The organism is Rhodococcus sp. NPDC004095 (assembly GCF_053604015.1).
The window spans coordinates 63,647-77,784 of sequence record NZ_JBSGGS010000007.1 but is presented as its reverse complement, the minus strand read 5'-3'; the positions used below and the strand labels follow the sequence as shown (position 1 = coordinate 77,784).

Genomic DNA, 14,138 nt, shown 5'->3' with positions numbered 1-14,138 from the left:
CGATCGAGGGTCAGGCGACCTCGGCCACCGCGCCGAGATAACTGCCGTGGTGCGACGAGCGGTGGGAACGCACCTCCAGCACGGTGCCGCACGACCGGCACGGGACACGGTCACCGGGCGCGGCGGCCGTGTCCGCCGCGGTGGCGCAGTGTGGGCAGAACACCGCGACGGCACCCGGCGCGGTGAGGTGGGTGGTCACCTCGCAGGGCAGCGCCCCCGCGGCCCGGACGCCGGCCACCGCGGCCATCACGTCCCGTTCCGGCCCCGCCAGCATCACGCGGGTGCCCGCGCTGGCGCCGAGCACCGCGGTCCGGACACGCTCGGCGTCGGCGTCGACCATCACGGTCGCGGTGCGGCCCAGCGCGATCGCCTGCGCGACCCATTCGGCGGCCACCCGGCGTCCGTCCGGACACCGACCGAGGGCGGCGACCAGGAACACCCGCCCGGCGCCGTCGATGGCGTCCGGTTCCCCGCCGACACCGCCGCGGTCGAATCCGGCGCTCACGCCGACACTCCCGCGTACTCGCGGAGCCAGGCGATGCCGGGACCCCGGGTCCGGGTGATGCCCTTGTAGTCGGCGATGTCGTTGGGCAGCTCGACGAGGACATCGTGCAGGCGCTGCGCCCATCCGGGCACGAGCGCGACCTCCTCGAACGGCAGCAGGTGGGTGCGGATCAGGAACATGATCGAACCGGAGGCCCCCAACCGGACCAGGTGCTGCACCTCCACCCTCAGGTGCAAGCGGGCGCCCACGTCGACGCCCGGGCCCTCCGCGACGAGCCGGCGGTCCCGGCCCCAGTCCGGATAGGTCTCGGTGGCGGTGTCCAGTCGCCGGTCCACGGTCAGGGTCCAGTTGGTCCGCCGATAGCGTTGTCCCGGTTGTAATCCCATCAGGAACTGTTGCGCGCGGGGGATTACTCCTTCCTCGTGCACGCGCGGGACCGGCCCGTGGATCTGAAGGAAGCTCATACCGACGTCGAAGCGCAGCGACCAGTCCGCCGCGAAGGTCACCAATCCGGCGTCACCCCAGAGCGCTCCCTCGCGTTGGTCGAGCAGGACCACGTCCTCCTGGATCTGCCCGCCGATGTAGCGCAGCGGCGCTTCGGGCAGGGTGTCGACGTCGCCATGGATGAACGACTGCCGACACCCGAGTTCAGCGTTGCTCCAGAGCCATCCGTCTCCCTCTCGTGTGAGCGAGAACCGGTCCGGGTAGGCGTGGGCGAGCATCCGCATCAGCGTCACCATCGCCTCCCACTGCGCGACGTCCATGTGCGACAAGGCCTGGAACCGGGACGGATCCCCCGACAGGATGCGCCGCCGCTCGGCGAGCTCCTCGTGGTACCACTCGTCGATGTCGACGGGATGCTCGCCCCAGCTCCCCGCCGCCGTGACCGCGCGGGTGCCTGCGGGCTCGACATTGGTGCTGTAGCGGTAGGTTTCGTGTGGGAACGGAAACGGAAACCGCACCACGCGGGCGGGCAGGGCAACGGCGGTCACAGGTCCACCTCGATTCGGTCACCGGCGGCGCGGGAGACGCACGGCATGAAGTGCGTGCCCGCACTCTTCTCCGACTCGGTCAGGTACAGGTCGCGATGTTGTGCGGCGCCACCGACCGTCGCGGTGCGACATTCGCCGCACACACCCTGGCGGCACAGGTTGGGCACCGGCACCCCGTGCTGCTCGAGCGCCTCGAGGGCGCTCACCCCCGCGGGCACCGGCACGTCGATCCCGCTGCGCCGCAGGCCCAGCGTGAACGGCTGCCCGGCGTCGAGGGCGCCGACACCGAAGTGTTCGTGGTGAATTCGGGCGGGTGGCCATCCGGCGTCGGCGGCGCGGGCGGTGAGCTCGTCGATGAGTGGCGCAGGACCGCACGCGTACAGGTGGGTGCCCAGCGGGCGGTCGAGCAGGGCGGGTGCCAGTTCCGTCCAGAGCTCGGCGGGCGTGTGAAAGGTGCGCAGCCGGTCACCGCACAGCTCGCGCAGTTCGCGCAGGTGCGGGCCGTCCCCGGGGCGGAAGACGTAGTGCACCTCGAACGATCGTCCCCACGTGGACGCCGCCCGGACATGCGACAGGATCGGGGTGACCCCGATGCCGCCGGCGACGAGCAGGTGATGTCGTGCCGTCAGGACCGGAGCGAAAGCGCTACGCGGACGGCCGATCTCGACGGTGTCACCGGGTGCCAGGTCGTGGATCCAGCGGGAGCCTCCCCGGCCGGCTGGGTCGAGCCGCACCGAGATCTCGTACGCGTCGGGTTCGAGTTCGGGCCCGGTCAGCGAGTACGAGTTGCGTCGGGGGCGCCCGTCGTCGTCGACCCCACAGGTCACCACGACGTGACTGCCCGGGGTGAAGGACGGCAAGGGCGCACCCTCCGGATCGACGAGGCGCAGATGACGCACACCGTCGGCGGGCATGCCGACGGCAGCGACCACGAGTACCCGGGTCGGTGCGTCACCCCGCACACGGATGTCGGACGTCTGCGTCATGGAGATTCCTCCGTCATCGGCGTCATGGAGATTCCTCCGTCATCGGTGTCATCAGCGATCCTCCGCATCGATCATGTAGCCGAGGTACGCGCCGGTCCGGCGCGACAGATGGTGGTAGACAACGAGATCGGCCGCACATTCGGGGCATCGAGTCAGCCCGCCGACGGGCACCGCCACCGAGTGGACGGTCGCGCAGTGCGCGCAGTGCACCCGGCGGACGTCGGCGTCCGCTCCCCGAGCCGGAACGACCTCGGCGAGGATCTCCTCGCTCAGCAGGCCCGCGGCGAGGGCGCGGGCCTGCGCCGCGAGCACCGGCTCCTCGGCGCCGACCAGGACCAGTCGCCAGCCGACCCGGGCGGCGACGAGCTGCCGGTCCAGGACGTCGCCGGCGAGTTGGGTCCACCCGGGCGGCAGGCGCAGCCAGTTCACCCGGGTGCCGGAGAAGCCCGCGACCAGCTCGTTCGCCCGGTGGCGGGCCTCGCCACCGAACGACAGAACGGTGACGACCCGGCCACCGTCGGCGACGTCCACCCGTTCCGAGTGCCAGCGCCCGACGCTGGTGGTGTCCATGCAGACGGTCACCACGCCCCCTAGGGCGCGAAGGTGCGCTGGCCGACGTAGAACGCCAGTGCACCGGATGGGGTGGTGAACCGGATACGCGAGCCCTTGGGGAAGAAGATCGCATCCCGGGGCCCGGCGACCTCGACCTGTCCGGTGTCGAGGTTCTCCAGCCGGAATTCGCCGTCGAGGACCACCTTCATCTCGTCGTACTCGTAGGTGTAGTCGAGTGGGGCGTCGGTCGGGTCGAGCTTGAAGTACCCGGCAGCCATCTCCGAGCCGTCCGGGTTGGGGTAGACGTCGTCGATGTAGCCCTCGGTGCCGGGGAACTCCGCCACCGGCATCTGAGGAAGCGTCTTCCAGAAGTCGGAGGTGACGCGGAACGCGGGGACCGTGGTGGTGCCGTCTGCCATGAGAACTCCTGGTCACGGGGCCGGCCGAACAGGCCGGAGAAGCAAGGGGAAGGAAGAACGCCGAATCGCTGGCGTGAAACAGACACTACTGAGAGGAAACACACAGCGAGGTTGCGTCGGGATAAATCGATGTAACCAAATCCTCTCGACCGCAACCGAATTGCCCTCGCCGTGCCGCCAGTGAAGTCGTCACCGCAACCTGACCTGGCCGTAACACGACCGTCACGGATGCTATGTTTCCTGGTATTCGACAGCGATTCACCTAATGAAACTTCCTCACTGATTCATTACTTCGCAGCCGAGAAGACCAGGAGCCCCGATGACGCTCGACACCACCGATCTGAACGTGACGCGTCTGCCCTCATCCACCGACCTCACACCGACCGGCACCGATCTCGCCAGCCTCGCTCGCGCCACCGGCACCCGCTTCATCCTCGCGGTCTTCGTCAATCTCGCAGGCAAGCCGTGCGCGAAGCTGGTTCCCGTCGAATCGGTCGACGAGCTGGCCACCGAGGGAGTCGGTTTCGCGGGTTACGCGGCCGGCGCGATGGGACAGGAGCCCAAGGATCCCGACCTGGTCGCGATCCCCGACCCCTCCTCGTTCACCCCGATCCCGTTCGTCCGCTCCGGCCTGGCGCTCGTCCACTGCGACCCGCACGTCGAGGGCAAGCCCTGGCCGTACGCCCCGCGGGTCATCCTGAAGTCGGCGCTCGCTCGCGCCGCCGCTCAGGGTCTCGAGGTGAACGTCGGCGCCGAGATCGAGTACTTCCTGGTCAACAAGGACGAGGCCGGCGGCCTGCGAACCGCCGACGCACTCGACACGTCCCGACAGCCCTGCTACGACGCCCGCGACGTCACCCGGATGTACGAGCACCTGACCTCGATCTCCACCGCCATGAACGAGCTCGGCTGGGGCAACTACGCCAACGACCACGAGGACGGCAACGGTCAGTTCGAGCAGAACTTCAACTACTCGGACGCGCTGACCACCGCCGACCGGGTGGTGACCCTGCGCTACCTGATCTCGGTCCTCGCCGAGGAACGCGGCATGACCGCCACCTTCATGCCGAAGCCGTTCGCCGACCGCACCGGCAGCGGACTGCACATGCACCTGTCCCTGTGGCGTGACGGCGAGTCCGCCTTCCCGGACGCCTCCGACCCGCGCGGCCTCGGACTCTCGCAGACCGCGTACTCCTTCATCGCGGGCATCCTCGAGCACGCCTGCGCGCTGCAGGGAGTGATCGCGCCGACGGTCAACTCCTACAAGCGAACCGGCGCCACCGCGACGAGCAGCGGCGCCACCTGGTCGCCGCGCCGGGCCACCTACGGCGGCAACGATCGAACCCACTACCTGCGCGTGCCGGACCACAACCGCGTCGAACTGCGCGGCGGCGACGGCTCGGCGAACCCCTATCTCGCCGCGGCGGCCGCGATCGTGGCCGGGCTCGACGGAATCGAACGCAACCTCGACCCGGGCGAGCCGGGTGCGGGAGCCGGGCCGGGCACCCTGCCGATGACGCTGCTGCACGCGATGGACGCGCTCGCCGCCGACCCCGTCGTCTGCGGGGCACTCGATGCCGCCGGCCCCGGGGTCGCCGACTACTTCACCGGCCTCAAGCGCGAGGAGTTCTTCCGGTGGCACAACTCGGTGACCCCCTGGGAGGTCGAGACCTACCTCACCGCCTTCTGACCAACCCGAACCCCCTGACAAGGAGACTGCCCATGTGCGGCATCGTCGGGCTCCACCTTCGCGAGCCCTCCCTGCACCCTCGACTGGGTGAACTGTTGACCGGCATGCTCGGCGAGATGGTCGACCGCGGACCGGATTCCGCGGGCATGGCCATCTACGGCGACCCCGCCTTCTCCCCCGCCGGGCACGCCGCGGTGTCGGTGCTCGGCGCGGAGCCGGGCCTGGCCACCGCCGCGAGCGCGGTGCTCGGCGTGGGGGTCACCGCGATCGAACTGCCACCGACGACGGTGCTGCACGCCCCGGTCCCGGCCCACGAGCTCACCACCGCGATCCGTTCCGTCGCACCGGACGCCACCGTCATCGGATTCGGCGACGAGGTCACCGTGCTCAAGGGCATGGGCGACCCGCTCGATCTGGCCCGCGGATTCGGCCTGCCCGCAGCAATCGGCTGGCAGGGTGTGGGCCACACCCGCATGGCAACCGAGTCCGCGGTCACGGCCGCCGGCTCGCATCCGTTCGCCGTCGGTCCGGACCAGTGCCTGGTGCACAACGGGTCGTTCTCCAACCACCTGTCGGTCAAGCGTGAACTCGAGGCGGAGGGCATCGAATTCGACAGCGAGAACGACACCGAGGTCGGCGCTCGCTTCGTCGCCAAGCATCTCGCCGAGGGCGCGGACCTCGAGAAGGCACTGCGTCTGCTCGGCGAGCGTTTCGACGGCTTCTACACCCTGCTGGTGTCCACCTCCGATTCCTTTGCAGTGGTGCGTGATCCGATCGCCTGCAAACCCGCGATCGTCGCCGAGACGGACGCCTACGTCGCGATGGCCTCGGAGTTCCGCGCCCTGGCGCACCTGCCGGGCATCGCCGACGCGCACCTGTTCGAACCCGAACCGGACCGCGTCTACGTCTGGAACCGCTGACGCTCTGCGTCCGACAGCACCGACGCTCTGCGTCCGACAGCACCGACGCCATGCGCCTGGCAGCGCTGACCCGACATCCCCACACCCTTCGGAGCCGACCGTGACCCTCACCGACACCCACACCGTCACCACCTCGTACGACCTGGCCGAGATCTCGACGCGTGAGCTCAACGCCGCGCTGCACGCCACCGAGTCCCCCGCCACCGTGCGGGTCGTCAACCCGCAGGGCGCCCACGCCCTCGCCTGCGGCCTGGACCGCCCCCTCGACGTCACCATCGAGGGCCACACCGGCTACTACACCGCCGGAATGAACAAGCATGCCTCGGTCACCATCGCGGGCAATGCCGGCGTCGGCGTCGGCGAAAACATGATGTCCGGCACCGTCCGGGTCACCGGCGACGCCTCGCAGTCCGCGGGTGCCACAGCGCACGGCGGACTGCTGGTGATCGAAGGCAATGCCGCAGCCCGCTGCGGGATCTCGATGAAGGGCGTCGACATCGTCGTCGGCGGCGACATCGGCCACATGAGCGCTTTCATGGGCCAGGCCGGTCGGCTCGTCGTCCTCGGTGATGCCGGTGAGGCGCTCGGCGATTCGCTGTACGAGGTGCGGATCTACGTGCGCGGCACCGTCGCCTCGCTCGGCGCGGACTGCGTCAAGAAGGAGATGCGTCCCGAGCACCTCCAGGAACTGCGCGAACTGCTGGACGCGGCCGGCCTCGACGCCGACCCGGCCGATTTCACCCGCTACGGCTCGGCCCGCAACCTCTACCACTTCCACGTCGACAACGCTTCCGCGTACTGACCGTCCGGCGCACCACACCCGCCACTTCCGCGATACACCCTGCCTTTTCAGCACCCAGGAGTACACCATGACGACGTTCCAGCCCGGTCTCCGCGAGTCGGCCACCTTCGACCGCAGCGTCATCCACGAGATCCAGCGTGCCGCCGACACCGGTATCTACGACATCCGCGGCTGGGGCGCCAAGCGCAAGGTCCCGCACTTCGACGATCTGCTGTTCCTCGGCGCGTCGATGTCGCGCTACCCGCTCGAGGGCTACCGCGAGAAGTGCGAGACGGACGTCGTGCTCGGTGACCGGAACGCGAAGTACCCGCTGCACCTCGAGACTCCGGTCACCATCGCCGGTATGAGCTTCGGTGCGCTCTCGGGCCGGGCCAAGGAGGCACTCGGCCGCGGAGCCAGCGAGGTCGGAACGTCGACGACCACCGGTGACGGCGGCATGACCCCGGAGGAGCGCGGCCAGTCCAAGCACCTCGTCTACCAGTACCTGCCGTCGCGTTACGGCATGAACCCCGACGACCTGCGCAAGGCCGACGCGATCGAGATCGTTCTCGGTCAGGGCGCAAAGCCGGGTGGCGGCGGAATGCTGTTGGGCCAGAAGATCACCGAGCGGGTCGCCGGGATGCGCACCCTGCCGGTCGGCATCGACCAGCGCAGTGCGTGCCGGCACCCGGACTGGACCGGGCCGGACGACCTGGCCATCAAGATCATCGAGCTGCGTGAGATCACCGGCTGGGAGAAGCCCATCTATGTGAAGGTCGGCGCCACCCGCACCTACTACGACGTCAAGCTCGCGGTGAAGGCCGGAGCCGACGTCGTCGTGGTCGACGGCATGCAGGGCGGCACCGCCGCCACCCAGGACGTGTTCATCGAGCACGTCGGCATCCCGACCCTGGCCGCGATCCCGCAGGCCGTGCAGGCGCTGCAGGAGATGGGCATGCACCGCACCCCCGGCGGCGTGCAGCTGATCGTGTCGGGCGGCATCCGGTCCGGCGCCGACGTCGCCAAGGCGATGGCGCTCGGCGCCGACGCGGTTGCGATCGGCACCGCGGCCCTCATCGCGCTGGGCGACAACGACCCCAAGTACCAGGCCGAGTACGAGAAGCTGGGCTCGGCCGCCGGCTTCTACGACGACTTCCAGGACGGCAAGGACCCGGCCGGCATCACGACCCAGGACCCGGAGCTGCAGGCCCGCTTCGATCCCATCGAGGGCGGCCGCCGCCTCGCCAACTACCTGCGGGTGCTCACAATGGAGGCGCAGACCATCGCCCGCGCCTGCGGTAAGTCGCACCTGCGCAACCTCGAGCCGCAGGACCTCGTCGCGCTGACCGTCGAGGCGTCCGCGATGGCCCGCGTCCCGCTCGCCGGAACCACCTGGATCCCAGGCCGGATGTGAACCGGGACCACCCCGTCACGTTGCCCACTCCCGTCGTCGAGGCGTGGGAGTGGCAACTGCGGGCCCGGTGCCGCACCCACGACGTCGACTTCTTCGGCGAGACACCGGAACTGGTGCGCCACGCCAAGTCGGTCTGCGCCGGCTGTCCGGTGCGGGAGGAGTGCCGCTGGTTCGCGGCGCGGGCGGGCGAGACCCACGGCGTGTGGGGCGGGGTGTCGGCCGACGAGTTGCCAAGGTACCGATGGCTCCCCCCGCCGCACTCACTCCGCCGCGCGCACTGGGAGCACACAGCACACATTTCGAGAGGACAGACCGCATGACCGCATTCGACTCGCTCTGGGCGTCGATCATCGACGTCGGCAAGCACGCGACGACCGGCGGCTACCGACGATTCGCCTGGAGCGACGCCGATCTCACCCTCCGCGAATGGTTCCGCGGCTGCGCCGCCCAGCGTGGCATGGATGTCGAGGAGGACCGGAACGGCAACCTGTGGGCCTGGTGGCTGCCCGAGGACTGGGTCGGGGATCCGACCGGCGCCTTCGTGACCGGCTCGCACCTGGACTCGGTCCCCGACGGCGGCGCCTTCGACGGTCCGCTCGGCGTGGTGTCGGCCTTCGCCGCGGTGGACCTGCTCCGCGAGCGCGGCGTCCTCCCGACGGTTCCGATCGCGATCGCCGCGTTCTCCGACGAGGAGGGGGCACGGTTCGGGGTGGCCTGTGTCGGCAGCCAGCTCACGACCGGGGCACTGACCGCCGAGCGGGCCCTCGGGCTGCGCGACCGGGACGGAATCACGCTCGCGGAGGCCATGGCCCGGGCCGGACGCACACCCGAGCACGTCGGCGTCGACGAAACCCTGGTCGACCGGGTGGGCGTGTACGTCGAACTGCATGTCGAGCAGGGCCGCGCCCTCGACCTCGTCGACAGGCCGATCGCCGTCGCGTCGTCGATCTGGCCGCACGGCCGGTGGCAGTTCACCTTCAGCGGGGAGGCCAACCACGCCGGCGCGACCCGACTGGTCGACCGCCGGGATCCGATGCTCGCCTATGCGTCGTCCGTGCACAGTGCGCGATCCTGCGCCGCCGGCCTCGGCGCGGTCGCCACATTCGGCAAGCTCGAGGTTCTTCCCAACGGCGCCAACGCGATTCCGTCGGAGATCAAGGCCTGGCTCGACGCTCGCGCCGCCGACGAGGAGACGTTGACCAAGCTGGTCGCCGAGATCGAGGCGGACGCCCGCCTGCACTGCCTTCCGGATGGGATCGGTCTCGACGTCTTCACCGAGTCGATCACGCCGATCGTGGAGTTCCCGCCCGAACCGCGCGAACGCCTGCGCCGCGCCCTCTCCCACCTCGGTGACATCCCGGTCCTGCCGACCCAGGCTGGACACGACGCCGGCATCCTGTCCGAGAAGGTGCCGACCGCGATGCTGTTCGTGCGCAACCCGACCGGGGTGTCGCACTCCCCCCACGAGTTCGCCGAAGCCGACGACTGCAACATCGGGGCGCAGGCCCTGGCCGACGTCATGGAGGACTGGACGGCGGGCTCGTAGATGCCGATCCGGGTGGTCCATGACACCGACCGCCGACGGGTGGTCCATGACACCGACCGCCGACGGGCGCCGTGGCGCAACGGCGCCGGGGCGACCGAGGAGGTCGCGATCGGGCCGGACTCGGTTGGCGGGCAGCCGATCTGGCGGATCAGCCTGGCCGATCTGGGTGACGCGCCGAGCAAGTTCTCGGCCTTCCCCGGGGTCGACCGGATCTTCACCGTCGTCGGCGCGCACGGCGTGACTCTGGACCGGGGACGACACGGACCGGAACCGTTGACGCCCTGGCGTCCCCACGCGTTCGCGGGCGAGGACGCGCCCCGGTGCGTCCCGGCCGGGAACACGCGCGCGTTCAATGTGATGACCGAGCGCGGAGCGGCCACCGCGACCGTCGAGCCGGTACGCGTGGACGGTCCGCTGCGCACCCACGCGGACGAGGTGACCGCGCTGTTCGTGCGGGCCGGTGCGGTGCACGCCGGGCCCGAGCGGGCCGCTCCTGGCGACTGCATCGTCGTCCGGAACGAGGCGATCGACCTGTTCGGCGCCGCCGACGGCCTGGTCGTCCGCATTCGAACGACCGGGTGAGGCGGAGCCGTCACCACCGTCCCACGAGAGTTAACACCTTTGTCATGCACTGGAGGTTTCCTGGTAGAAGACGACGATTCATAATTGGAAACGCCCGAGACTCGCGAACCACCCGACCACCCCACAGCCCTCCCCGCCCGGGAGGCCCTCTCCCCGAAGGATCCTCACCGTGACGGACACGACCAAGTTCTTGATCGTCGGCGGCGGCCTCGAAGGCCTGGCCATCGCCTACTCGCTCGCCGACCGAGGCGAGACCGACGTACTCGTGCTCGAGCGTGACACCCTGTGCTCCGGTATGACCGGCAAGTCCAGCGGCGTCGTCCGGTGCCATTACGGCACACCGTCGTTGGCGGCGATGTCCTGGTACGGCGTGGACATCTTCACTCGCGCGACCGAGATCTTCGGCGACGACATGGCATTCCGGCAGTGCGGTTACGTCGTCGGCGTCGGCGAGAACAACGTCAAGCCGCTCGAGGCGAACATCGAGATGATGCAGTCGCTGGGTATCGCGACCGAGTTCATAGCCCACGACAAGATGGCCGAGCTCTGGCCGGGGATGAACCTGGACGACTTCGCGCTCTTCGCCTACGAGCCGCTAGGCGGTCGTGGTGAGGCCTACATGACCGGCATGGCGTTCGCCGCGACTGCGCGGAAGATGGGCGTGAAGATCCGGCAGAGCACCCCGGTCGTCTCGCTCCTGCAGAACGACTCGGGACGCGTCTACGGCGTCACGCTGGCCGACGGCTCGGAGGTCCACGCCGAGCACGTCATCGTCGCGGCCGGCCCGTGGACGCCGGCCCTCGTCGCCGGGGTGGGCGTCGATGTCGACGTCAAGGCGCAACGCGCACAGCTGGTGCTCGTCGATCAGGGCGTTCCCACCCCCGAGGTTCCCGTGCTGTCCGACCTCGCGGGTCTGCAGTACATCTGCCGGGAACCGAACGGCGAACTGCTGGTGGGCAATTCCGACCACCAGGCGCCGGAGTACATCGACCCCGACAACTACAGCAACCGCGCGGACGACAGCACCATCGAGAAGAACATCATGAAGCTGGGCAACCGCTTGCCCGACATGCCGGATCCGCGGATCACCAGCAGCTACGTCGGCGCCTACGACGTGACGCCGGACTACAACCCGATCATCGGTCCCGCTCCCGTGGACGGTCTGTTCCTGGCCACCGGCTTCTCCGGCCACGGATTCAAGATCTCCCCCGCCGTCGGCAAGCTCGTCGCCGACATGCTCCTCGACGACGGAAAGACCACCCTGCCGAACGTCAACCCGCACGACTTCCGTTACTCCCGCTTCGAGGAGGGTGACCTGCTACTGAGCCTGAACCAGTACGAGGGCGCCGGCGAAATGCGCTAGGCGCCGCCGGCACCCGTGCGCCTTCTTGGTGGTCCCAACTCCGAAAAGCCGCACGGGTGCGGAGCACCTGTAGGTTGGGACGCGGCCCCGGATTCCCTACGGAAGGAACGGTCATGGCTCGCGTCGTCGTCATCGGTGGACACGGCAAGGTCGCGCTGCATCTGGAACGGATGCTGGCGGCACGGGGCGACACGGTGACCGCCCTGATCCGCAACCCCGAACACGCCGCCGACATCGAGGCCACCGGAGCCACTCCGGTCGTCGCCGACGTCGAGAACGTGAGCACCGAACAGATCGCGGAGGTTCTGCGGGGACACGACGCCGTCGTCTGGTCGGCCGGTGCCGGCGGCGGCAGCCCGGCGCGCACCTACGCCGTGGACCGGGACGCCGCGATCCGCTCGATGGACGCGGCAGCGGCGGCCGGGGTCCGCCGGTACGTGATGGTGTCCTACCTCGGGTCGCGACCCGATCACGGAGTACCGGAGGACAATTCGTTCTTCGCCTACGCCGAGGCGAAGGCCGCCGCCGACGAGTACCTGCGGGCGACCGATCTGGACTGGACCGTCCTCGGTCCCGGAACGTTGACTCTCGATCCCGGAACGGGGCTCGTCGAGGTGTCCCCCACACCGGCCGCGAAATCGGTTCCGCGCGAGGACGTCGCCGCGGTCGTCGCCGCGACTCTCGCGGATCCGACCACCGTCCGCCGCACCATCCCCTTCAACAGCGGGCAGACGCCGATCGCCGAGGCTCTCACCCGCTGACCGCGACGAATTCGGGCTGGTCGAGGACGCGCAACCAACTGCCGTCGGGCTGACGCCGGACCACCTGGGCTCGGGCACCGGCGCCGTCCCTCGGCGGCGTCGACGTCAACGCGAGATCACCGCAGACCAGCGTCGGCAGCGGCTCCTCGGCCTCGAAGTGCGGCCGGTTGGCGAGCACGGACTGCCAGAGTGCCTGGATCGCCGCCCGTCCGACGGTGGTGCGGCCAGGCGGGTACGCCATCACCGCGTCCTCCGCGTACAGGGCGGCGACCCCGGCGGCGTCCCCGGCATTGGAGCGCTCGACGAACAGCCGGGTGATGTCCTCGGGTCGCATCGCCTTCTCGTACATGGGTTCCTCCTGCCATCGGTTCGACACCTCCAGCCTCGCCACCCACAGTTCAGAAGTCCAACAGATGGATCTGATCAGAACTAGAATCTGAAGTTATGGACCTGAGGCAGCTGGAGTACTTCGTCGCGGTCGCCGAGGAGCGCAACTTCACTCGCGCCGCCCAGCGGGTGCACATCAGCCAGTCCGGGGTCAGCGCTCAAATCCGCGCTCTCGAGCGCGAACTCGGCGCCGAACTGTTCGACCGCTCCACCCGCAGCGTGACGTTGACCGTCGCGGGCAAGGCCGCGCTCGAGCACGCCCACGCCGCACTGGCGTCGGCGGAGGCACTGGGACAGGCCGTCGGTGAGGTCACCGATCTGATCCGTGGGCAGCTCACCGTCGGGATGGTCGTCGGCTGCACGATCACACCGCTGTTCGACGCGCTCGCCCGGTTCCACCTTGCCCATCCCGGAGTGGAACTGACTCTGACCGAGGACAACTCGGAGCGGCTACTGGGCGCGGTTCGTGACGGCACCGTCGACCTGGCGCTGGTCGGCACGGCCACGGCCCCCACCGACCTCGAATCGCTCACCGTCGTCAGCGAACCGCTGGTCGTCGCAGTACCCGCCGATCATCGGCTTGCCCGACGCCGGACTGTCACCCTGCGCGACGTATGCACCGACACCGTCGTGTGCATGCCGCCGGGCACCGGCCTGCGGTCCGTCTTCGACAATGCCTGCACCGCAGCGGGACTGACACCGCGGATCGGCCTGCAGGCGGGTGCCTCCGACGCGATCGCGGACCTCGCCGCGCGCGGTCTCGGGGTGGCGATCCTCAGCGAGTCGATGGCCTCCGCCCACCCCCATCTCGTCGCCCGCGCTGTTGACGACCTGGACGCTCCCGCGCTGCTGGCGCTGGTGTGGCAGAACGCCAACCGGCCCGCGGTCCGCGAACTGCTCGCGCACTGCCGCCGCGCATTCGCATGAGCCGTCAGCCCAGACGTTCGAGCAGTCGCACGGTCACGTCGTCCCCGGCCTGCTTGCCGATCGCGTCCCGCACCGACGCCTTGACCGGCAACTTGTGGGTGCCGTCGCCGAGGGCCATGAACGAACTCTCGAACGGGTGCCCGTCGACGGTTCCGCGGACCTTCACCAGTCCGCGGGTACCGAAGTACGCGACGGACTCAGGCCACACCAGGTACGTCCAGCCGCCCTTCGCCGGGCTCTTGACCAGCGTGGCGACGAACTCTCGATCCAGGGCAGTGGTCATGACACGCCTCCTCACGTGAGTGTCCCTCTG

At 69.6% G+C, this 14,138-nt stretch carries 17 protein-coding genes; 10 read left to right on the top strand and 7 right to left on the bottom strand.

Features of this window, described 5'->3' with window-relative positions:
- Positions 1–10 precede the first annotated feature (10 nt).
- From ACWEPG_RS15155 to ACWEPG_RS15135, 5 genes are read right to left on the bottom strand one after another with little or no spacing between them, the layout of a single operon-like run.
- Entirely contained in the window at positions 11–505 is a 495-nt protein-coding gene (locus ACWEPG_RS15155) for a dimethylamine monooxygenase subunit DmmA family protein (protein WP_452594721.1), read from the bottom strand.
- Entirely contained in the window at positions 502–1,497 is a 996-nt protein-coding gene (locus ACWEPG_RS15150) for a heme-dependent oxidative N-demethylase family protein (RefSeq protein WP_452594720.1), read from the bottom strand. The genes ACWEPG_RS15155 and ACWEPG_RS15150 overlap by 4 nt, the downstream gene beginning before the upstream one ends.
- Positions 1,494–2,483, bottom strand: a complete 990-nt coding sequence (locus tag ACWEPG_RS15145; RefSeq protein WP_450112390.1) for a PDR/VanB family oxidoreductase — start codon at positions 2,481–2,483, stop codon at positions 1,494–1,496. Before ACWEPG_RS15145 ends, ACWEPG_RS15150 begins: the two co-directional genes overlap by 4 nt.
- Before the next feature lie 51 nt (positions 2,484–2,534).
- Positions 2,535–3,053, bottom strand: coding sequence for a dimethylamine monooxygenase subunit DmmA family protein (locus ACWEPG_RS15140; protein ID WP_450112391.1), 519 nt, complete (start codon positions 3,051–3,053; stop codon positions 2,535–2,537).
- A 20-nt stretch (positions 3,054–3,073) separates the two neighbouring features.
- Complete coding sequence (locus ACWEPG_RS15135) at positions 3,074–3,454, bottom strand: ethanolamine utilization protein (protein ID WP_452594719.1); 381 nt, start codon at positions 3,452–3,454, stop codon at positions 3,074–3,076.
- A gap of 319 nt (positions 3,455–3,773) precedes the next feature.
- On the opposite strand from ACWEPG_RS15135, the gene glnT reads away from it, so the two are divergent.
- The 9 genes from glnT (at position 3,774) to ACWEPG_RS15090 (ending at position 12,511) form a co-directional block, all read left to right on the top strand.
- Positions 3,774–5,144, top strand: coding sequence for a type III glutamate--ammonia ligase (glnT, locus tag ACWEPG_RS15130; protein WP_452594718.1), 1,371 nt, complete (start codon positions 3,774–3,776; stop codon positions 5,142–5,144).
- 32 nt (positions 5,145–5,176) lie between these two features.
- The gene (locus ACWEPG_RS15125; RefSeq protein ID WP_452594717.1) at positions 5,177–6,064 is read left to right on the top strand and encodes a glutamine amidotransferase; all 888 of its coding nucleotides are present in this window, start codon (positions 5,177–5,179) and stop codon (positions 6,062–6,064) included.
- 100 nt (positions 6,065–6,164) lie between these two features.
- Positions 6,165–6,866: a GltB/FmdC/FwdC-like GXGXG domain-containing protein gene (locus tag ACWEPG_RS15120; RefSeq protein ID WP_450112395.1), complete on the top strand. Its 702-nt coding sequence runs from the start codon at positions 6,165–6,167 to the stop codon at positions 6,864–6,866.
- A 67-nt stretch (positions 6,867–6,933) separates the two neighbouring features.
- Positions 6,934–8,259 carry an FMN-binding glutamate synthase family protein gene (locus tag ACWEPG_RS15115; protein ID WP_450112396.1) on the top strand — a complete coding sequence of 442 codons (1,326 nt, stop codon included), beginning with the start codon at positions 6,934–6,936 and terminating at the stop codon, positions 8,257–8,259.
- Positions 8,256–8,579: a WhiB family transcriptional regulator gene (locus ACWEPG_RS15110; protein ID WP_450133249.1), complete on the top strand. Its 324-nt coding sequence runs from the start codon at positions 8,256–8,258 to the stop codon at positions 8,577–8,579. The genes ACWEPG_RS15115 and ACWEPG_RS15110 overlap by 4 nt, the downstream gene beginning before the upstream one ends.
- Positions 8,576–9,805, top strand: a complete 1,230-nt coding sequence (locus ACWEPG_RS15105) for an allantoate amidohydrolase (RefSeq protein WP_452594716.1) — start codon at positions 8,576–8,578, stop codon at positions 9,803–9,805. The genes ACWEPG_RS15110 and ACWEPG_RS15105 overlap by 4 nt, the downstream gene beginning before the upstream one ends.
- A complete protein-coding gene (locus ACWEPG_RS15100) occupies positions 9,806–10,387 on the top strand; it encodes a HutD family protein (protein ID WP_452594715.1) in 582 nt (193 codons plus the stop codon). It begins immediately after the preceding gene.
- 169 nt (positions 10,388–10,556) lie between these two features.
- Complete coding sequence (locus ACWEPG_RS15095; protein WP_450112400.1) at positions 10,557–11,750, top strand: NAD(P)/FAD-dependent oxidoreductase; 1,194 nt, start codon at positions 10,557–10,559, stop codon at positions 11,748–11,750.
- Between the two features lie 113 nt (positions 11,751–11,863).
- Positions 11,864–12,511, top strand: a complete 648-nt coding sequence (locus ACWEPG_RS15090; protein WP_452594714.1) for an SDR family oxidoreductase — start codon at positions 11,864–11,866, stop codon at positions 12,509–12,511.
- Here the strand turns inward: ACWEPG_RS15090 and ACWEPG_RS15085 are convergent.
- A complete protein-coding gene (locus ACWEPG_RS15085; protein ID WP_450133254.1) occupies positions 12,501–12,860 on the bottom strand; it encodes a YybH family protein in 360 nt (119 codons plus the stop codon). The genes ACWEPG_RS15090 and ACWEPG_RS15085 overlap by 11 nt on opposite strands.
- A gap of 95 nt (positions 12,861–12,955) precedes the next feature.
- Here ACWEPG_RS15085 and ACWEPG_RS15080 point away from each other — a divergent pair, with 95 nt between their 5' ends.
- Positions 12,956–13,825 carry a LysR family transcriptional regulator gene (locus ACWEPG_RS15080; RefSeq protein WP_452594713.1) on the top strand — a complete coding sequence of 290 codons (870 nt, stop codon included), beginning with the start codon at positions 12,956–12,958 and terminating at the stop codon, positions 13,823–13,825.
- 4 nt (positions 13,826–13,829) lie between these two features.
- Here ACWEPG_RS15080 and ACWEPG_RS15075 read toward each other — a convergent pair whose 3' ends face one another.
- Positions 13,830–14,108: a DUF1905 domain-containing protein gene (locus ACWEPG_RS15075; protein WP_450133256.1), complete on the bottom strand. Its 279-nt coding sequence runs from the start codon at positions 14,106–14,108 to the stop codon at positions 13,830–13,832.
- Positions 14,109–14,138: the final 30 nt, after the last annotated feature.

Excerpts from the sequence above, each read along its gene's own strand:
- glnT (WP_452594718.1), top strand. The coding sequence starts at position 3,774 with ATGACGCTCGACACCACCGATCTGAACGTGACGCGTCTGCCCTCATCC.
- ACWEPG_RS15125 (WP_452594717.1), top strand. The coding sequence starts at position 5,177 with ATGTGCGGCATCGTCGGGCTCCACCTTCGCGAGCCCTCCCTGCACCCT.
- ACWEPG_RS15100 (WP_452594715.1), top strand. The coding sequence starts at position 9,806 with ATGCCGATCCGGGTGGTCCATGACACCGACCGCCGACGGGTGGTCCAT.
- ACWEPG_RS15140 (WP_450112391.1), bottom strand. The coding sequence starts at position 3,053 with ATGGACACCACCAGCGTCGGGCGCTGGCACTCGGAACGGGTGGACGTC.
- ACWEPG_RS15145 (WP_450112390.1), bottom strand. The coding sequence starts at position 2,483 with ATGACGCAGACGTCCGACATCCGTGTGCGGGGTGACGCACCGACCCGG.
- ACWEPG_RS15085 (WP_450133254.1), bottom strand. The coding sequence starts at position 12,860 with ATGTACGAGAAGGCGATGCGACCCGAGGACATCACCCGGCTGTTCGTC.
- ACWEPG_RS15115 (WP_450112396.1), top strand. The coding sequence starts at position 6,934 with ATGACGACGTTCCAGCCCGGTCTCCGCGAGTCGGCCACCTTCGACCGC.
- ACWEPG_RS15105 (WP_452594716.1), top strand. The coding sequence starts at position 8,576 with ATGACCGCATTCGACTCGCTCTGGGCGTCGATCATCGACGTCGGCAAG.
- ACWEPG_RS15090 (WP_452594714.1), top strand. The coding sequence starts at position 11,864 with ATGGCTCGCGTCGTCGTCATCGGTGGACACGGCAAGGTCGCGCTGCAT.
- ACWEPG_RS15135 (WP_452594719.1), bottom strand. The coding sequence starts at position 3,454 with ATGGCAGACGGCACCACCACGGTCCCCGCGTTCCGCGTCACCTCCGAC.
- ACWEPG_RS15080 (WP_452594713.1), top strand. The coding sequence starts at position 12,956 with ATGGACCTGAGGCAGCTGGAGTACTTCGTCGCGGTCGCCGAGGAGCGC.
- ACWEPG_RS15075 (WP_450133256.1), bottom strand. The coding sequence starts at position 14,108 with ATGACCACTGCCCTGGATCGAGAGTTCGTCGCCACGCTGGTCAAGAGC.